Annotated in this window: 3 protein-coding genes (1 of these 3 cut by a window edge); all 3 read right to left on the minus strand. The window is 65.7% G+C overall.

Going from position 1 to position 19,848, the window contains the following annotated elements; genetic code table 11:
- Tightly spaced (each overlapping or abutting the next), the 3 genes in view from NLM15_RS32210 to NLM15_RS32220 form a layout consistent with a single transcriptional unit that may run on beyond the window.
- A protein-coding gene (locus tag NLM15_RS32210) for a non-ribosomal peptide synthase/polyketide synthase (RefSeq protein WP_254121788.1) crosses the window boundary here: on the minus strand, positions 1-3,504 show its beginning. It extends 12,939 nt beyond the left edge of the window; 3,504 of the gene's 16,443 nt are visible here — the first part of the coding sequence; the start codon lies at positions 3,502-3,504; its stop codon lies beyond the left edge, outside the window.
- Positions 3,497-10,072, minus strand: coding sequence for an amino acid adenylation domain-containing protein (locus tag NLM15_RS32215; RefSeq protein ID WP_375166893.1), 6,576 nt, complete (start codon positions 10,070-10,072; stop codon positions 3,497-3,499). Before NLM15_RS32215 ends, NLM15_RS32210 begins: the two co-directional genes overlap by 8 nt.
- On the minus strand, positions 10,069-19,806 hold the full coding sequence (locus NLM15_RS32220; RefSeq protein WP_254121790.1) for a non-ribosomal peptide synthetase: 9,738 nt from the start codon (positions 19,804-19,806) through the stop codon (positions 10,069-10,071). The genes NLM15_RS32215 and NLM15_RS32220 overlap by 4 nt, the downstream gene beginning before the upstream one ends.
- Between the last annotated feature and the right edge of the window lie 42 nt (positions 19,807-19,848).

The raw sequence follows: 19,848 nt of genomic DNA on the forward strand, positions 1-19,848 counted from the left end.
GCCATCCATCTTCTCGAAGCATAGGCGCAAAGCCGCGTGATGGGCCACAAGGGCATCGACCGTGCGTTCGACAAGTCTCCAATCGAGCCGCGACTTCGGCATCAACAGAACCGCCTGGTTCCAATGATGGCGGTCCCCCGCATCCTCGCCAAAGAACCGCAACTGGATCGGCAGCAGCGGATGCTCGCGGCCCTCGATATCGAGCTCTGGGGCGACATCTTCCGCCTTGCCTTCGCTGCGCGCCACGCGCGCCAGATCCTGCAAGGTCTGATGTCGAAAGACGTCACGCGGCTCGATCAGCAGGCCCGCCTGGCGGGCGCGGCCAACCAGTTGCAATGAGATGATGGAATCGCCACCGAGCTCGAAGAAATTGTCCTCGACACCGATGACGGGCTGGCCGAGCAGCTCGGCCCAGATGGCGGCGAGCACCGTCTCGGCCGCCGAGCGCGGCGCGACATGTGCGGCGATTGCGGTGGGTGTCTCGGACGCCGGCAGGGCGTCGCGATCCACCTTGCCGTGCGCCGTAAGCGGCAGCCGCTCGAGCCTGACGATCCGGGCCGGCACCATGTAGTCGGGCAGTTCGTCCGAGAGTGCCGCACGCATCGCCGTTTCGTCGAACAGACCATCGCCGGCAACATAGCCGACCAATTGCCGGCTGACGCCGGCTTCGCGGGCGATGACGACGGCCGACTGCACGCCGGACTGCCGCATCAGCCATGCCTCGATTTCGCCGAGCTCGATCCGGAAGCCGCGGATCTTCACCTGGTGATCGGAGCGGCCGACATATTCGATCACGCCGTCGGCGCGCCATCGCGCCAGATCGCCGGTGCGATAGAGCCGAGCGCCCGGCGCACCAAAGGGATCTGGAACGAAGCGCGCGGCCGTGAGCTCGGCGCGCCGCCAATAACCGCGCGCCAGTCCCTCGCCGCCGATGAACAGCTCGCCGGTCACGCCGACCGGAACGATGTTGAGATCACTGTCCAGAATGTAGGCCGAGCGACGGCCGACCGGACAACCGATCGGTGCGTAATTGCCATCGATCTCCTCGCTGGCATCGACTTTCCAGACCAGCGGCGTCACCACGGTTTCGGTCGGGCCGTACCCGTTGATCAATGTCCGCGGCTCGAGCGCACGCTTGACCTTGTCGAAGCCTGCCTTGGGCATCGCCTCGCCGCCGAACGAGTAGAGCTCCACCGGTGGCGGATCGCCGCGCCACATCGCGAAGTCGGCGAGCTGTTGCAGGTAGGCGGGCGGAAATCCGGCGTTGGTGACGCGCTGCCGGCGCAGAACATCGATGGTCTGCTCCGCCGACCACAAATCGGCATCGCGCATCACGAGCGTTGCGCCGCAGGTCAGCGCGGTCCAGAGCCGCTCATGGGCACCATCGAAGGTGAAGGACAGGAAGTGCAGCTCGCGCGACTGCCGGTCCATGTCGTAGAGCCTGGCCGTCACCTCGCAATGCATCGCGAACGGACCGTGCTCGACCGCGACACCCTTGGGGATGCCGGTGGAGCCGGACGTGTAGATCACATAGGCAAGGCTGGTCGCGGCCACCGCGATCTCCGGATCGCTTTCGCTCTCCCGGGCGAGGTCGATCGCATCGAGCGGGACGACCTCGATGCCGGGTGGCGGCGGCGCCAGTGCCGAGCCATCCGCGTCAACCAGCACGACACGCGCACCCGCATCGCGCATGGTGCCGACCTGCCGCCTCACGGGATGCTCGGGATCGAGCGGCAGATAGGCGGCACCCGTCTTCAAAATAGCGAGCAGGGCCACAACGAGATGCGGCGAGCGTCGTGCCGAGACGCCGACGAGATCGGAATGCCTGACGCCCAGCCGCAGCAAGTGGTGCGCGAGCCGATTGGCGCGACGGTTGAGCTCGGCATAGGTGATTTCATCGTCGCCGAAGACCAGCGCCGGCGCGTCGGGCGTTTCGGCCGCCAGCCGCGCGACCGTCCGGTGTACTGGCGTGAACGGTGTGCTTGTCGTTCCACCATCCGCATCGTTCCATTGGCGCAGCCTCTCCAGCTCCTGTTCGGAGAGCAGCGCCACATCGGCGACGGATTGCGTGTCGTCAGTGACCATCGCCTTCAGGATCGTAGTCCAGTGCGTGGCAAGACGCTCGATCGTCGCCGCCTCGAACAGCGCCGTCGCGTAAGTGAAGATCGCGCGAATTTCGCCCGACGGCCCCTCGTCGGTGTCGAGCGCGAGGTCGAACTTGACCGTATCGACGTCGGCGTCGATCGTCTCGATCTGGAGGCTGGTGCGATCCGGCGGACGGCCCGACGCCCGACGGCGCTGGTGATTGTAGAGGACCTGGAAGAGCGGATTCTGGCTCAGGCTGCGCGCGGGCTGAAGAATCTCGAGCAGTCGCTCGAACGGAAGATCCTGGTTTTCCTGTGCCTCGATCGTGGCCGCATGGACCGCCGCGATGAAGTCCGCGATCCCTATGCGGCCGTCGATCTGCGTGCGAAGCACCTGGGTGTTGACGAACAAGCCGATCAACCCGCGCGTTTCATCGCGGTGCCGATTGGCCACGGGCACGCCGATGTTGATATCGGATTGGCCGGTGTAGCGATAGAGCAGCAGTTTGAAGCTCGCCAGCAAGACGACGAACAGCGTCGTGCGGTGTCGCCGCGCCAGAGCGCGCAAGCCATCGGCCAGCACCGGATCGAGCGGGATGCGGCGTGCCGACCCGGCAAGATCCGGGACCGCCGGCCGCGCCCGGTCGATCGGTAGCTGGAGCACGGCCGGATCGGCAAGGCGCTTGGTCCAGTAGTCGACCTGGCGCGTGCCATCGACCGCGCTCATCCAGAGCCGCTGCCACTCGGCGTAGTCGGCATAGTCGATCTCCGGCTCCGGCAGGACCGGTGTTTCACCGCATGCAAATGCCGCGTACAGCTTCCAGAATTCGTCGACCAGAACGCCCATCGACCAGCCGTCGGTGACGATATGGTGCAGGCTCACGACGAGGATGTGGTCGCCCTCGTCCAGCGTCAGCAACGCCACGCGCATGAGCGGGCCGGCTCCGAGATCGAACGGCAGCGAGGCTTCCTGCCGCGCCAGCGAACGCGCCTGCGCTTCGCGGTCATCGCCGTCGAAGGTCACATAGCGCACGGCGACCGGTTGCGGCTCCCCTATGAATTGTTCGGCTATCTCGCCTTCCTGCCGAAACACGGTGCGAAGCGCACTATGACGGGCGACCAGTGCATCGAACGCCTGTTGCAAGGCGCGCGGATGCAGCGTGCCGCGCACGCGCACCGTCGCCGAGATGTTGTAGGCGGCGCTGCCCGGATCCATCCGCCAAAGAAACCAGAGGCGCGATTGCGCAAAGGACAGCGGCGCCCGCTTCCGCTCCTGGTGCACGATCGGCAGCATGGCGAGATTGACGCCCATCGCCGCGAGCTGCGACAGGAATGCGTGCTGCTTTCCGGCATCGAGGCGCATGAGCCGCCGTGAGATGTCGCGCAGCTGCTGCTTTTGCGTGGTTGCCGTGTCACTCATCGGACAGTTCGACTTCCTTCAACATATCGAGCATCGCGGCAATGTCGCCGCTCCGCTTATCGGTTTCGCTCTCCAGGCGCAGCCCAGCCGCCATGGTTTCAACAGTCGTCATTTCGAACAGACGGTTGAGCGGCAGATCGTGGCCGAGATCGCGCTTGATGCGGCTGACGAGCTGGACGGCGATCAGGGAATCGCCGCCGAGCTCGAAGAAATTGTCGGTGGCGCCGACTTTGGGCTGGCGCAGCAGATCGGCCCAGATCGCGGCCAGCGCCGCCTCGGCCGGCGTGCGCGGCGCGACATGCTCGACGGACGCCGCGAGCTGATCCGGCGCCGGCAGCGCCTTGCGGTCGATCTTGCCATTCGGCGTCAGCGGCAGGCGATCCAGCACCGCGATCCGCGCCGGGACCATGTAGTCCGGCAGCACCGCGGACAAGGCCGTCTTGAGCGCGGCCCCATCCAACGCTTCGCCGCTGACATAGCCGACCAGCTGGCGGCCAGCGCCGGCCTCGCGCGCCACCACCACCGCCGCGCGCACACCCTGCTGCGCCAGAAGCCGCGCCTCGATCTCGCCGAGCTCGATGCGGAAGCCGCGGATCTTCACCTGGTGGTCGGCGCGGCCGACATAGTCGAGCACGCCGTCGGGTCGCCACCGCGCCACGTCGCCGGTGCGGTACAGCCGCGTGCCCGCTGGACCGAACGGATCGGGGATGAAGCGCTCCGCCGTCAGCCCGCCGCGCCGCCAATAGCCGCGCGCCAGCCCCGCGCCGCCGATATAGAGCTCGCCGGCAACGCCGACCGGCGCCAGGTTGAGATCGCCGTCGAGAATGTGCAGCGTGGTGTTGCCGATCGGGCCGCCCAGCAGCGGACGATCGTCCGCCTTATCGAGCCGGTGACGGGCCGACCACACCGTGGTCTCGGTCGGACCGTACAGGTTCCAGACCTCGCCGGCCTGCCGCACCAGCCGCCGCGCCAGATCCGGCGGCAGCGCCTCGCCGCCGCACAGCACCCGGCAGCTTGCCGGCAGCGAACGACCTTCCTGATCGAGCAGCATCCGCCAGGTCGATGGCGTTGCCTGGATCAGGGATACGCCGTGCCGCTCCACGATCGCCTTGAGCTTGATAGGATCCTGCGCCGCCGCACGATCCGCCAGCACCACGCAGGCGCCGATCGTCAGCGGCAGCCACAGCTCCAGGACCGCGATGTCGAAGGACAGCGAGGTCAAGCCGAGCACGCGGTCGGCGGCCGTCATGCCGGGCTGCTCCGCCATGGTCGCCAGGAAATTGGTCACCGCGTCGTGGCGGACCATCACGCCCTTCGGCAGGCCGGTCGAACCGGAGGTGTAGATCACATAGGCGAGGCTCTCGGCGTGAACGGCGACATCGAGATTGCCGGCATCGCCACCCTCGCCGCCCTGCCCGTCGAGCAGCCAGGCCTCGGCGCCGGTCTCCTCCAGCACGGCGGCGAACTGATCGCGCAATTGCTTCTGCGTCAGCACGAGCGCTGCGCCGCTGTCGCGCAGCATGTGCGCCAGCCGTTCCGGCGGGTAATCCGGATCGAGCGGCAGATAGGCCCCGCCGGCCTTCAACACGGCCACCAGCGCAACCAGCATCTCGACGCCCCGGTCGAGCGCCAGCCCGACCACGACGTCGGTCGCGACGCCGTGATCCCGCAATCGCCGCGCCAGCCGGTTGGCACGCGCGTTCAGCGCGGTGTAACTCAGCTCCGTCTCGCCGACCACCAGCGCTATCGCTTCGGGTGACTTCCGGACCTGCGCCTCAAATTGCGCGACGAACGACCCCAATTCCAGATATTGCGCCTGCGTCCGATTCCACGTCTCCAGCAAAAGCTGGCGCTCCTCGGGAGGCAGAATGTCGAGTTGTCGGACCGGCGTGCGCGGCGCATGTTCCAGCACCTCCGCCAATTGATCGAGTGCCTGCTGCATCAACGCGCAGATACGATCAGCCGAGAGCGGACGGACGACCTGAGCGGTCAGACCAAGCGCCTGGCCATAATCCTCGACGGCCAGCATCAGGGGGTAATTGGTGCGCTCTTCGCCTCCGAGCCATTCGATGCCGGAGCCGCCACTGTCGGCGGTCAAATCAACCGGCATTGCATTATGCCGATAGTTCAGGATCGAGCTGAACAGAGGCGCCGGCGCCGCGACGCCGCTGCATCGTTGCGCAAGCGCCAAAGAGGCGTGCTCGTGCGCCATCAGCTCGGTCAGCCTATTATGCGCATCACGAACACTGTCTTCGACCGCCGTATCATCGAGATCGAGCCGCAGCGGCAAGGTGTTGATGAACAAGCCCATGGTGCGATCGCCGCCGGCGCCGGCCTGCATGCGACCGAACAGGACGGTCCCGAACACGACGTGCTCGCGCCCGCTGGTTCGCGCCACCACCTGTCCCCAGGCAAGATGGCAAAGGCTGGCGAGGCTGACGCCCAACCGCCGCGCCTGGGCACGAAGCCTTGCGCTCAGTTGTTCAGGTAGCATCCGCCGGGCTTCGGTCACGCCGCCACCGTCGCCGTGCACCCCGTCCAGCCCAAACGGCGTGGTCGGCTCGTCGATGTCGGCGAGCATGCCATGGAAGAAGCGCTCATGCTCCGCGGTCGCCGCCGATCCGCGTGCCTGCGCCACCAGATTCCGGAACGGATATGGCGGCGGCAACGCGAGGCTCCGCCCGGACAAGATCTTCCCGACCTCGTCGTGCATCACCTCCAGCGTGGAGTGGTCGCCGATCAGGTGATGCAGCAGGACCAGGAGCAGCCAGCGCCCTTGGTCAGGATCGGCAGCGACTGCAAATCGCAGCAGCGGCGGCTGGCCGAGATCGATCCGATGGAAACGCGGATCGAATCGTCGCGCGAGCTGCTCATCGGCGGGGCCTTCGCCATCCAGCACGACCTCGCTGACAACCAAGGGAGCCTGCCGCCAGACCACCTGCGCCGGCGTGGACAGTCCATTCCACACAATGGAGGTTCGCAGAATGTCGTGGCGGCTCACCACCTGCCGAACCGCGTCGAGATAGCGATCGAGCAGATCGTGGCTGGCAAATGCCATCCTGCCGACCAGCAGATATGGATCTCCCTCCTTCGACAGCAGATGGTGAAAGAGGATACCATCCTGGAGCGGCGACAGGCCGTAGATGTCCTGGATGTTGGCGACACCGCCGGGAACTCCGGCCACGATGGTGTCGATGTCGGATTGCGTTAGCGCGATCAGCGGCAACAATTCGGGCGTGATTGCCGTCGTCCGCCGCGTGATCTCGTTAGCTGGAACGTCGGCTTCTCTGCCGCCATCGAGGCCAGCAGCAAAATCGGCCAGCACCGGCTTTGCGAACAGCGTGCGCGCGTCCGCACTGAGTGCATGCCGCTGCAACCGCTCCAGCATCCGGACCGCAAGCAACGAGTGGCCACCGAGCTCAAAGAAGTGGTCGGTGCGTCCGATCCGATCGACGCCCAACAGCTCGGCCCAGACGTTCGCGACGATCTGCTCAACATCGCCTCGCGGTGGCTCGAAGCGGCGCCGCCCGTACGCATCGTCCTCCGGCGCCGGCAGCGCCTTGCGGTCGATCTTGCCGTTCGGCGTGAGCGGCAATGCATCGAGGCACACGTAGGCTGACGGCACCATGTAGTCCGGCAGGCGCGCACGCAGGTGATCGCGCATCGCGCAGGCAAATTCACCGGCGTTGAGCCCCGCGCCGTCCCCGCGACGCGCGGCCACATAAGCGACCAGTCGCGAGTCGCCGCCGGGATCCCGGTGCACCAGCGCGACGGAATCGGCCACGTCGGCGTGCTCGTTGAGACGAAACTCGATCTCACCGAGCTCGATGCGGAAGCCGCGGATCTTGACCTGATGGTCGTTGCGGCCGAGAAACACGATATTGCCATCGGGCAAGTAGCGCCCGAGATCGCCGGTGCGATACATGCGCGCATCGGTATCGCGGTGGAAGGGATCGCGCACGAAGCGCTCCGCCGTCAGGTCGGCGCGGTTGAGATAGCCGCGCGCAACTCCGGCTCCACCGATCCAGATTTCACCCACCGCGCCGAGAGGAACGGGCACGCCGAACCGATCCAGAAGATAGATCCGCGCATTTGGCAGCGGCCGACCGATCGGAGCAGCGTCGCCATCGAAGTCCGGCGGCCGCAGCCAGCTCGTGGCGCAGACCGTTGCTTCCGTCGGCCCGTAACCGTTGAAGACGGCGACGCCAGCAGGCAATCCCTTGATCAGCTCGGCCCTGGGCAATTCACCGGCAAGGACGAGAACCCGCAGAGAGGCCAGCCGGTCGAGATCGGTCCGCCCGTGCAGCATCGCCGGCGGCAAGGTCGCATGCGTAATTTCGTTGTCCGCAAGGAAGCCGAGCAATTCCGAAGTGTTCTGATGCTCTCGCGAGCCCGCCAGAAACAGCGCGGCGCCCGAGCACAGCGCCATGACGATTTCCCAGATGCTGGCATCGAAGCTGAACGAGGCAAACTGCACGACGCGGCTGTGCGAATTGACGTCAAATAGCGCCCGTTGCGCCAGCGCCAGATTCACCAGGCCACGGTGCTCGACCATCACCCCCTTCGGCCGGCCGGTCGAGCCAGACGTATAGATGATGTAAGCGAGGTTTCGCGAGGTCAGTCCCTGGACGAGGTCGCTTGGATCCGATGTCGCCTGCGCCGTGACGGCGGATGCATTCACCTCCGGATCGACGATCTCACAGGTCCCCTCCAGGAAAATCGCTCTTCTCGCTTCGTCAGCGATCAGCACCTTCGGCTTGGCATCATCGACAATCTGACGCAGCCGCTCCGCTGGATAGGCGGGATCGAGCGGCAGATAGGCACCGCCCGCCTTCAGCACGGCCAGCAGGCTCACCACCATGGCGATCCCCCGCGGCAGACAGATTGCGACGGGCTGATCCGGCACCACACCCAAGGCCATCATGCGCCGCGCAAGCCGGCTCGCCCTGGCATCGAGGTCGCCATAGTTCAGGCAAACGCCCTCGTGCACCAGGGCGACGGCCTCCGGCGTTCTTCTCATCTGCTCCGCAAACAATTCATGAATGTAGCGCTCGGAGGGAAACGGTGCAGCGGTCTCGTTCCATGTATCGAGAACGCGCTTGCGCTCTTCCGCACCAACAATATCGATCCGCTCGACCGCCTGGTCCGCATCAGCAACCATGGCCCGCAGCAGGACCAACAGGTAGTCCCGGTGGCGCCTGATCGTCGTCTCGTCAAACAGCGCCGTCGCATAGTTCAAGGACCCGACGATACGTCCGTCCAGCTCGCCCAGACCAAGCTCGAGATCGAACTTGACCTGCTGGAGCGGGATATCGGCGACCTCGGCCTTGAGGCCGGGCAGCTCGAGGGCCCCCGTTTCGTTGCTCTGCCAGGCGAACACGACTTGAAAGACTGGCGTCTGCTCCAGCCCTCGCAGCGGCTGGGCGATCTCGACGACCTGCTCGAACGGCAGATCCTGATGATCCTGCGCGGCCAGCGCCGCGGCGCGCACGCGACGGAGCAGTTCGGCGACGCTGGGCCCGGCCGAGAGATCGATGCGGACGGCCAGCATGTTGACGAAGAACCCGATCAGGTCCTCGATATCGGGTCTGTTTCGATTTGCGGTCGGCGTACCGATCACGATGTCCGTCTGCCCGGAGAGCCTTGATAGCACCGCCGCCCAGGCCGCCAGCACCGTCATGAATGAGCTGGCGCCGAGCGATTGGCCCAGCCGCCGGATGCTGGATACCAACTCCGCATCGATATCGATCGGCAGAGACGCGCCGACGAGCGACCTGACCGGCGGACGCGGCCGATCCGTCGGCAATTCGAGCATGGCCGGGGCATCCGCGAGCGCCTGCCGCCAATAGTCAGCCTGCCGCTGCAATCGCTCGCCGCGGAGCCATTGCCGCTGCCAGGCGGCATAGTCGGGATACTGGATGACCAATGGCGGCAGGGAATCGTCCTTGCCGGCGACGAAGGCCCGGTAGAGAGCACCCAGCTCGCGTATGATCACGCCGATCGACCAGCCGTCGGAGACGATGTGATGCTGGGTGAGCAGGAAGAGATGTTCCCGCTCCTCCGTCCGGATCAGCCGGCCGCGGATCAACGGTCCCGCGGCGAGATCGAACGGCGTCGCAGCCTCCTCGCGGCAGAGGCGTGCGAGCTCCAGCTCGCGATCGTCCCGGCCGCGCAGATCGTGTTCCAGCAGCGGCACGCGTTCATGCGCGGGCAGCAGCATCACGTGCGGCTGTTCGTCGATCACGCGAAAGACGCTGCGCAGCGCTTCGTGGCGCGCGAACAAACGGTCGATGCTCCGACGCAACGCCCCGACATCGAGCACACCCGAGAGCCGCAATGCTCCGCGAATGTGATAGCTCGAATTGGCACCATCGAGTTGCGCCAACAGCCAAAGCCGCTGCTGCGCAAAGGACATCTCGAGTGATCCGTCGCGCGCCACCACAGGAATCGCGGTGGCACCGCTCCTGTCGGCGTTCCGGCCGCGGTCTCTGGCGAGCGAGACGAGCTTTCTCATCTGCGCGGGATCCAGATCTCGCAAGCTCGGTTTTGCCGTGTCGGCCATGCTCACTGCTCCGCCCCAACCAGTTCCTGGAGCTCTTCGGCGTCGAACTCCTGTTCGATCAGCCTGATCGACACGACGCGCGCAAACGACACGAGATCCGGATGAGCGAACAGATCCGAGACCGCGATCGGTACGCCGATCTCCTGCGACACCCGGCTGAGCACCCGCACGGCAAGCAAGGAATGTCCGCCAAGCTCGAAGAAGTGATCGTTGCGTCCGACCTGGTCGACATCGAGCAGCTCCGCCCAGATCCCGGCCAGCGCAAGCTCGATCTCGTCCTCGGGCGGTTCATAGGAACGGCGCATCAGCGCATCCTCGCCCGGCGCCGGCAGTGCCCGCCGATCGATCTTCCCATTCGGGGTGAGCGGCAGCTGCTCCAGCACCGTGACCGTTGAGGGCACCATGTAATCGGGCAGAATGGCGGACAATGCATCGCGCAACGCGCGGCCGTCGAGTAAGGGGTCACCGCTGGCATAGGCGAACAACTGGCGTCCGGTCCTGCCCTCGCCGGCCACCACGGCCGCCGCACGCACGCCGCGCTGATCGAGCAGGCGCGCCTCGATCTCACCGAGCTCGATGCGGAAGCCGCGGATCTTCACCTGCTGGTCGGCACGGCCGACATATTCGATCACGCCATCGTCGCGCCAGCGCGCGAGATCCCCGGTGCGATAGAGGCGCATGCCGCTGTCGCCGAACGGATCCGGGACGAACCGTTCGGCGGTCAGTGCCCCCCGGTTCAGATAGCCGCGGGCCAGGCCAACCCCACCGATGAACAGCTCGCCGGTCACGCCGGCGGGAACGATGTTGAGGTCGGAATCGAGGATGTGCACGGATCTCACGCCGACGGGCCGTCCGATCGGCGCGGACTGGCCAGGCGTCAACGTGGCGTCGTCGACGATCCATGCTGTCGGCGCGATCACCGTCTCAGTCGGACCATAGGCGTTGACCAGAAGGTCGACATCGACGGCACCGCGCAATGCCTTGATCCCGGTATCCGACCAGGCCTCGCCGCCGACGATACAGGCCCTGATCGCCAGCCTGCGCCCGCTCTGCCGCAACGCCGCGCTCAATTGATCCGCATAGGCCGGCGGAAGAAAGATCGAGGTCACCGAATTGCGCGCGATCTCGCTAACGAGATCGTCGATCAAGAGGCCGGGTTTCGACGGCAGGACGAGCGACCCGCCCGTCATCAGCGGCACCAGCCATCGCTCGTGGGCAATATCGAAACTGATCGACGCCGTCTGGAACTCGCGGTCGCGGGAGGTCATGCGGTACAGCCTGCCGATCGCTTCGCAATGCATGGCCAGCGGCCCACGCGCAACAGCCACGCCCTTCGGCATGCCGGTCGACCCCGACGTGTAGATCACATAGGCCAGGCTGTCCGGATGGATTTCGGCGTCCAGATTACCGCTGTCTTCGCCGGCGGGCGGCGATAGCTCGTCGATGCAGAGCGCCTCGACTCCGGCGTCGCGTAGCACCGGCAGGAGCTGCTCCAGCAGCCAGCCTTGCGTCAAGACCAACGCCGCGCCGCTGTCACGCAGCATGTAGGCAAGGCGCTCGGCCGGATAGTCCGAATCGAGCGGCAAATAGGCGCCGCCGGCCTTTAGGACCGCGAGCAGCGCAATGATCATGTCCGGGCTTCGCGTCAGGGCAATGCCGACCAGCCGATCTGGACCGAGATTCCAGAGGCGCAGCCGCCGTGCGAGCGCATTAGCACGCGCGTTCAACTCGCCATAGCAGATGTGCTGGTCGCCCCAGACAAGGGCAACGGCAGACGGCGCCTGCGCGGCCTGCGCTTCGATATGCGTCACAACGTCGGCAGAGGAAGCCGGCGGCGCCTCCGCTGCGCCGCTCCATCCGAAGATTCGTCGCGCATCTTGATCGGTGACCGATCGGAGATCACCGAGCACGCGCTCCGCATTCGCTACGATCCGTTCCAGCAGATCATGCAGAATATCGCGAAGACGCAGGATGGCCGCCTCATCGAACCGGCACCGATCGTAATTAAATTCGATATTCAGCCTGTCGCTTGCGGCGAACACGGCAACCGCCAGCGCATAGTTCGTCGGCGTCACATGCGCCACACGCCCGAGCCGAGGGCCGCCCTCCCCGCCCCGGAGCAATCCCTCGTCGATCGGATAGTTCTCAAACACCAGGATGCTGTCGAATAGCGGCTGCCCGGCATGGCCTGCGAGTCGCTGAATTTCGTAGAGCGGCGTCCAGCCGTGCTCGCGCAGAGCCAGATTCCGCTCCTGCAACTGGCGCAGCCAGTCGCCAGCGATTGTCTGCGGGTTCGGCGCATCGACGATGGGGAGCGTGTTGATGAAGAGGCCCACCATCTCCTCTGAGCCGGGCAATTCGGCCGGACGGCCCGATATGGTCACGCCGAAGCAGACCGCGGACTGACCTGAATGTCTGCGCAACAACTGTGCCCACGCTCCCTGTATGAGCGTGTTGAGCGTCACCCGCTCGCGCTTGGCGAACGACTTCAGACGCTCGGTCAACCTCGCGTCCACCGCAAGCCCGACACTGGCGTGCCCCTCGGCCCCGGAGGTCTTGCTGATCGCGTTCGCGAGCAATGTCGGCGTTTCGAGCCCCGCCAGCGCTTCGCGCCAGAACCTGTCAGCGCTTTCGCGATCGCGACCTTGCAGCCATGCAATGTAGTCACGATAGCAACCCTGTACGGCCGGCAGTGTGTCACCGCTCGCGTGCTGCAACACCTCCGCGATCAGCCGGGCCGAGCTCCAACCATCGACGAAGATGTGATGATGCGTCCAGATCAGCCAATGCCTGTTGTCGTCGAGACGTATCAGGCGAATGCGCTGGAGAGGCGGCTGTGAAATGTCGAAGCCACTCTCGCGGTCATGCCGGGATATCTCGGCCAGCGCGGCTTCCAGATCCATGGGCGTGTCGTCGCGCCAGTCCTCCTCAACGAACGGCACCGTCACATGGCGATACACCACCTGCTGCGCTGCGCCCGACAGGTTCTGCCAGACAAACCCGGTCCGCAAGGCGGCGTGCCGGTCGCTGACCGCCTGCCACGCGGCTCGCAACTTGCCCGCATCGACGCCGAACAGCTCGAGCCCGATCTGGTTCACATAGGCATCGTTGGGGCCGTCACGCAGCGCATGGAACAGCATGCCCTGCTGCATCGGCGAGAGCGGATAGATGTCCTCGATGCCGCGAGGATCCAGGGTCGTCGCGAGCCGATCGAGATCGACCTGGCCGAGCCCGGCCAATGCGACGTCCGATGGCGTAAGGCCGAACGCTCCGTCGCAGCAATGCGCGACCAGCTCGCGCAGCGCGTCCTCGTAATGCGCCGCCAGTCGCTCGACCGTGGCGGGCCGATAGCGCCTGCGTCCATATCCGAAAGTCAATTCCAGCCGGCTCTCACGCACCAACCCGGTGATGTTCAGCCATCCGCGCATGGGCGCCGTGGCGCTGCGCGAGGGACCTGCGCTCTCCGGTGCGAAGGTGAAGAGCTGGGTCGTGCCCATGCTGCCGTCAAACCGCCCCAGATAGTTGAAGACGATCTGCGGCTCCGCCAATTGCGCCAGGGCATGGCGCTGTTGCTCGGAGCCGAGGTGACGCAGCACGCCATAGCCGAGCCCGCGGTTCGGAATCGCACGAAGCCGTTCCTTGACCGCCTTGATCAGTGAAGCCTCGTCGGCGGTGCCATCGTTCAGTCGGACCGGGAATGCTGTCGTGAACCAGCCGACGGTCCGGGAGATATCCGCGTCCGGGAAAATGTCCTCGCGGCCGTGGCCTTCGAGCTCCACCGTGACCTCATCGTGCTGGCTCCAGCGCGACACCGCCCGTACGAGGGCGGCCAGCAACAGGTCGTTGACTTGCGTCCGATAGGCGGCCGGCGCCTGTTCGAGCAGCCGCGACGTCAGGTCGGTATCGAACACCAATGACACCTCGCCGCCATCGCCGACGCGATCGACGCCGTCATGGTCATCGTCACATGGCAGGGGCGCGCCGGCACCACAATCGCGCCAGTGGGGCAATTCGGCTGCAATCTCCGCGGTCGCCGCATAGGCATGCAGCCGCTCGCTCCACGAGGCATAGGAATCACTCTTCGGAGGCAGCGAGATCGCATTGCCGCGTTGCAGCTGGTCATAAGCCGCCGCCAGATCTTCCAGCAGGATGCGCCAGGACACGCCGTCGACGACGAGATGATGGATCGCGAGCAGCAGCCGCTGGCCGCCGTCTGCCAGGTCCATGCCGACCGCGCGCAGCAGCGGTCCCGAAGATAGCGAGAGGCTTTCCTGCGCGGCCTGGGCGAACCCGGTGATCTCCGTCGCCCCACCAACGTCCGCATGAAGCCATAGCAATTCCGAGGGTGCCGGCGGGCGTCCTTGCTCGGCCTGCCAAGCGCCATCGACCTGCTTGAACCTCAGGCGCAATGCACCGTGATGGTGTACGATGGCTGCGAGCGCGCGCCGCAGCGTCTCCCAGTCGAGCTGCATCCGAGGTCGGAGCAGAACCGCTTGATTCCAGTGATCGCGGTTGCCGATATCCTCGGCGAAGAAGCGCGCCTGGATCGGCATCAGGCGACGCATGCCGGATGCAGCATCGACATCGGTCGACGTCTTCGCGTCCCGCTTCTCGTTCTTCGCGGTCGCCCCTGTCGACAGGACGGCAACCGTCGCCAATCCAGCAATTGTCTGTTGGCTGAAGATCTGCATCGGAGTCAGGCGGATGCCGCGCTTGCGCAAGCGCGCGATGATCTGGAGGCTGAGGATGGAATCGCCGCCAAGCTCGAAGAAGTTGTCATTGCGACCGATACGGTCGCGGCCGAGCACCTCGCACCAGACCGCCGCGATCGCACCCTCGGTATCTCCCGCAGGCGCGGCATAGCCGACGGACGCCTCGTCTTGCGCCGGCTCAGGCAACGCGCGACGATCGACTTTTCCATTGGGCGTCAGCGGCAGTCGCGCCAGCATGACCATGTGCGCCGGCACCATATAGTCCGGTACGATCGCAGCCAGCTGTTGCTTGATCGCATCGGCCTGCGGACCCACGCCGCTCTCAGGCACGCAATAAGCGACCAGTTCCTGGCGTTCGGCGTTCCCGCCGATCGCGCGCGAGACCACCACCGCATCGTCGATCCCCGGCAGCGCCTTGATGACGCGCCCGACCTCGCCGAGTTCGATGCGATAGCCGCGCAATTTGATCTGATCATCGGTGCGGCCCAGAAATATCAAGCGGCCCGCCCCGTCGCAGCGGACACGGTCTCCGGTTCGGTAGAGCCGCTCGCCTGCGGCGCCGAACGGATCCGGCACGAAGCGTTCTGCAGTCAGACCTGCCGCGCCACGATAGCCGCGCGCCAGCCCGGCACCACCGATATAGAGCTCGCCGGTGACGCCAATCGGCACTTCGTTCAGCGCGTCATCCAGGACATGGGCTCGCAGATTGGCGAGAGGCAGCCCGATCGGCACAGGATCGGTCTCGTGCTCAGCCACGCACTCATGCGTCAATACGCCGACGGTCGTTTCCGTAGGCCCGTAGTGATTCAGAATGCGGCATTCCGGCCGCAAGCGCCTGACTTCGTCCAGCAACGCCTGGTCGCAAGCCTCTCCCCCCAGGATGAGCGCATCGCGGGGCAAAAGATCGGCCGAATGCGAGGCCTTCAGTAACCCTCGCAGATGGCTCGGCACGATCTTGAGAACGTCGACCTCCCCCTCGCGCACGGCTTGCGCGAACGCATCCGCATCGAATACGGCGTCCGGAGGCAGCAGATGCAACGTCCTGCCGGTCGCGAGTGCTCCGAACAAGACAGTGTGGCCGAGATCGGCCGCCACCGTCGATACCATGGCCATGTTCGCTGACGGACGCGGCTCCAGGCGTTGCAGCAGCGCCTGCACATAATTGGCTAGGGCGCCGTGCGAGATGCTCACGCCCTTCGGCGCGCCGGTCGATCCCGACGTATAGATGACGTAAGCGGTCTGCTCCGGGTGAATCGCCGCGCCAATCGGCAGGCTCGACAGCTCTTCGCACGCGGCTTCTGCTTCCGCATCGAGCACCAGGCCACCGAGCCCACGCGCTTCGGCCAATGTCTCACCCGCCGCCAGCACGATATCGATGCCACCGTCCTTCAGGATGCGACGGACGCGCTCCAGCGGCCATTTCGGATCCAGGGGGACATAAGCGCCGCCGGCCTTCAGCACGCCGAGCAAGGCGACAACAAAGGCCGGTGAACGCTCGATCCATACCGCAACCGGCGTCTCGCGCGTCACGCACTTGGCGATAAGGACATGCGCGATGCGGTTAGACGTTCGCTCGAGATCCGCAAAGGTCAATTGCTCATGGCCGCATCGGACGGCTACGGCCGTCCGACTATCGGTGGTCGATGCATGGTGAAGGCTGAGCACATCGGTGAAGCCGAACGCCGCATCCTGCTTCGACACGATCTGGCGGTACCCATCGTCGAGGACGAAATCCGATATCCGCCGCTCGGCATTGTCGGCAATCTGGCGTAGTGTCGAACCGAATTGGGCCGCCAGCCGCGCAATGGTCGGACGATCGAACAGATCAGTGGCGTAGTTGAACGCCACCTTCATGCTGCCGGCGCCATCGATGACGTCGAGCGCGAGGTCGAAATGCGACCCTGCGAGATCGATGATGTCGATCTCCGCAGCCAGCCCTTCGACGCCCTCGAATCCGCCCGGCGCCGTCATGTAGTTGAACTTCGCCTGGAACAGCGGATTGTGGCCGCCGCTGCGTTCGGGCCGGAGGCCGTCCACCAGCATTTCGAAAGGGAGATCCTGATGCGACAGCGCTTCGGTCACCGCTTCCTTGGCCTGATGCAGCAGGCTCGGGAAGCTCGCTTCGCCGGCCACCTCGGCCCGTAGGACCAGCGTATTGACGAAACATCCGATCAACCGCTCGATCTGCGCGTGCCGACGCCCTGCGATCGGGACGCCGATGCGAAGATCGCTCTGCCCGGTGTAGCGATGCAGCAGCACCTGATATGCGCCGAGCAGCAGCATGAAGATGCTGACGCGCTGCTTCGCAGCGATCTCCCGCAGACGGGCGGCGAGCGCGGCGTCGACGGCAAGTCGGATCGTATCTCCGGCATGACTCTGGATTGCCGAACGCGGCCGATCGAGCGGCAGCGCCAGGACCGGATGAACATCGCCAAGCCTGGCGCGCCAGTACGCGAGCTGCCGATGGCCCTCGCCTGCTGAGAGCCAGTTCCGCTGCCAGGCCGCGAAGTCCGCATATTGAATCGCCGGAATCGGCGGCGCGCCCGCGCCCTGCCCGATGCCGCTGCGATAGAGACCGGCCAGTTCCTCAAGCAACACGTCGAGCGACCAGCCATCGACGATGATGTGATGGGCAAGCAGCAGCAATTCGTGCGCGTCGTCCGCGAACTGAAGCAGCACCGCCCGCAACAGCGGGCCGTTCACGAGATCGAACGGCTTGCCGAGCTCCGATCGCTTGAGAGTCTCCGCGCGCTCGGCGCGTTCCCGCGCAGAATGAGACCGGAGATCCTCGTGCCGGATGCCAATGCGCATGACATCGTGGATGAGCTGCGTTCCACGGCCATCCCTGGCGGTAAACGTGGTGCGCAATATCTCGTGACGACGGACGATCTCGCCGAGAGCGCGCGACAGCACGGCGCCGTCGAGCCGTCCCTTCAGGCGGATTGTGCCTGCAACGGTATAGGCCGTCCCGGCCGGGTCCATGTTCCAGAGGAACCACAGCCGCTCCTGCGCGTGCGACAGCATCGCGCGATCGGCCGGCGCGGCCCACTGGATCGGCGGCAACGCCCGACCAGCGCCGGTCCCCGCAAGGGTATCGATCCGGCCAGCGAAGGCTGTCAGCGTCGGCGCGTCGAAGAAGGCGCGCAGCTCCACTTCCACGTTCAAGCGGTCGCGAATCGCAGCGGCGACCTGGCCGGCCGTGATCGAGTTTCCGCCGAGCACAAAGAAATCGTCCTCGCGGTGCACCGCGGCGACGCCAAGCGCGTCGCACCAGATCGACGCGACCGTACGCTCGGTATCGGTCGCCGGCACCGTCAAAGATGCACCGCCGCGGCGACGCCCCCTCTCGAACACCATAAAACTGTCGAGCGTGTTATCAGCGAGGCGTGCCGCGCAGGCCGACCGCTGCAGCTTGCCGCTCGTGGTCAGCGGCATCGCTTGCGGGTTCAGCAAAACGATCACGGCTGGATATTCCTGCGCCTGACGGAGCACGGCTTCGCCAATTGCATGCGCGAGCGCTTCCGGATCGCTGCGCTTGAGCACGGCGCGACTGAACTCCGCCGCCACTCCGATGGCTTCACGCCCGTCCATCTCGACCGCGAAGGCGGCAACCCGTCCGCTGCGAACGGATTCGACCTCGGCTTCGACCGCCTGCTCGACGTCCGTCGGATAGACGTTCTGCCCGCGAACGATCAACAGGTCCTTGAGGCGGCCGGCGACGACCAGTGCGCCGTCGCGAACAAAGCCGACGTCGCCGGTACGCAGCCAACGCAAGCCGTCCCGCTCGACGAAGGCCTGATGCGTCGCCTCGGAATTGTTCCAATATCCAAGTGCGACGCTGGGGCCGGCGACCCAGATTTCGCCGACTTCATTCGCCTCGGCCGCCGCCGAGCCATCGACACGCATGATGCGTATGGTGTGATCTGCATCGGTTCGACCGCATGCCACGAGGTCGGTGCCTTCGCCGGCGCTCGCAATGCGGCCTGCGGCGAGCTCTGCCGTGTCGAGCGTATGGCTGACGGTGTCGGCGGTGTTGTCGCCGGCCGTGACCAGCAGCGTCGCTTCGGCCAGACCATAGCAAGCCGTCAACGCCCGTCGATTGAACCCGGTCCGCGCAAACCGGTCCCCGAACTTCTCGAGGGTGGTTCGGCGAACGAACTCCGACCCCGAGAATGCGAATTTCCACCGGCTCAAGTCCAATCGACTGATGGTGTCGTCCGAAATGCGGTCGGCGCATAGCGAGTACGCAAAGTCGGGGCCACCGCTCATCGTGCCGCCGTGACGATCGATGGCCTCGAGCCAGCGTCGCGGCCGCTCGAGAAAGTTCCGCGGCGACATCAGGACGCCGGTAAAACCCGTGAACAACGGATTCAGGAGCCCGCCGATCAGTCCCATGTCGTGATAGAGCGGCAGCCAGCTCACAAAGACGTCGTCCGGCGTTCCTCCAGCAGCCGCTTCGATGGCGCGCTCGTTGGCCGCCAGATTGCCATGAGAGACGCAAACGCCCTTCGGCTGCGAGGTCGATCCGGATGTGTACTGAAGGAACGCGATTGCATCGGCCGCAAGCCTGGTCTCGCGCCACTCCGCTGCGAGTTCGGGCGGGATCGTATCCACCGCAACGATTTGCACGTCGCCCAATGCGGGCAGCGTTGCCTCGATGAGATCGCGCAGCGCCGTCTCGACCAGGATGAAGCGCGGCGCCGCATCCCGCAGGATGCCGTTGAGACGTCCCGCATAGCGCTCGGGGCCGCCCTCCGGCGCATACGCCGGAACGGCAATCACGCCCGAATACAGGCAGGCGTAGAACGCCACGGCATAATTGATCCCGCTCGGAAGCAGGATCACCGCCCGCTCGCCTGCACCGCCCATCTGCTGCAGCCAGGCAGCGAGCGCCCTGATCCGAGCGTCGAGCGCAGCAAACGTCAGCTCATCAGCGACATCGTCGCCTTCCAGGAACCGCAATGCCACCTTCTCCGGTCGCAAGGCGGCATGCTCTCGCAAGCATTCGACGAGGTTGGCTCTGTCCATGTTCTCGAATCCCTGTCCGGCCGCGAGCCGGAAATCCTCACC

Source organism: Bradyrhizobium sp. CCGB20, from assembly GCF_024199855.1.
Lineage (GTDB): Bacteria > Pseudomonadota > Alphaproteobacteria > Rhizobiales > Xanthobacteraceae > Bradyrhizobium.

Coding starts and splice junctions, on each gene's coding strand:
- NLM15_RS32220 (WP_254121790.1), bottom strand. CDS start 19,806: ATGGACAGAGCCAACCTCGTCGAATGCTTGCGAGAGCATGCCGCCTTG.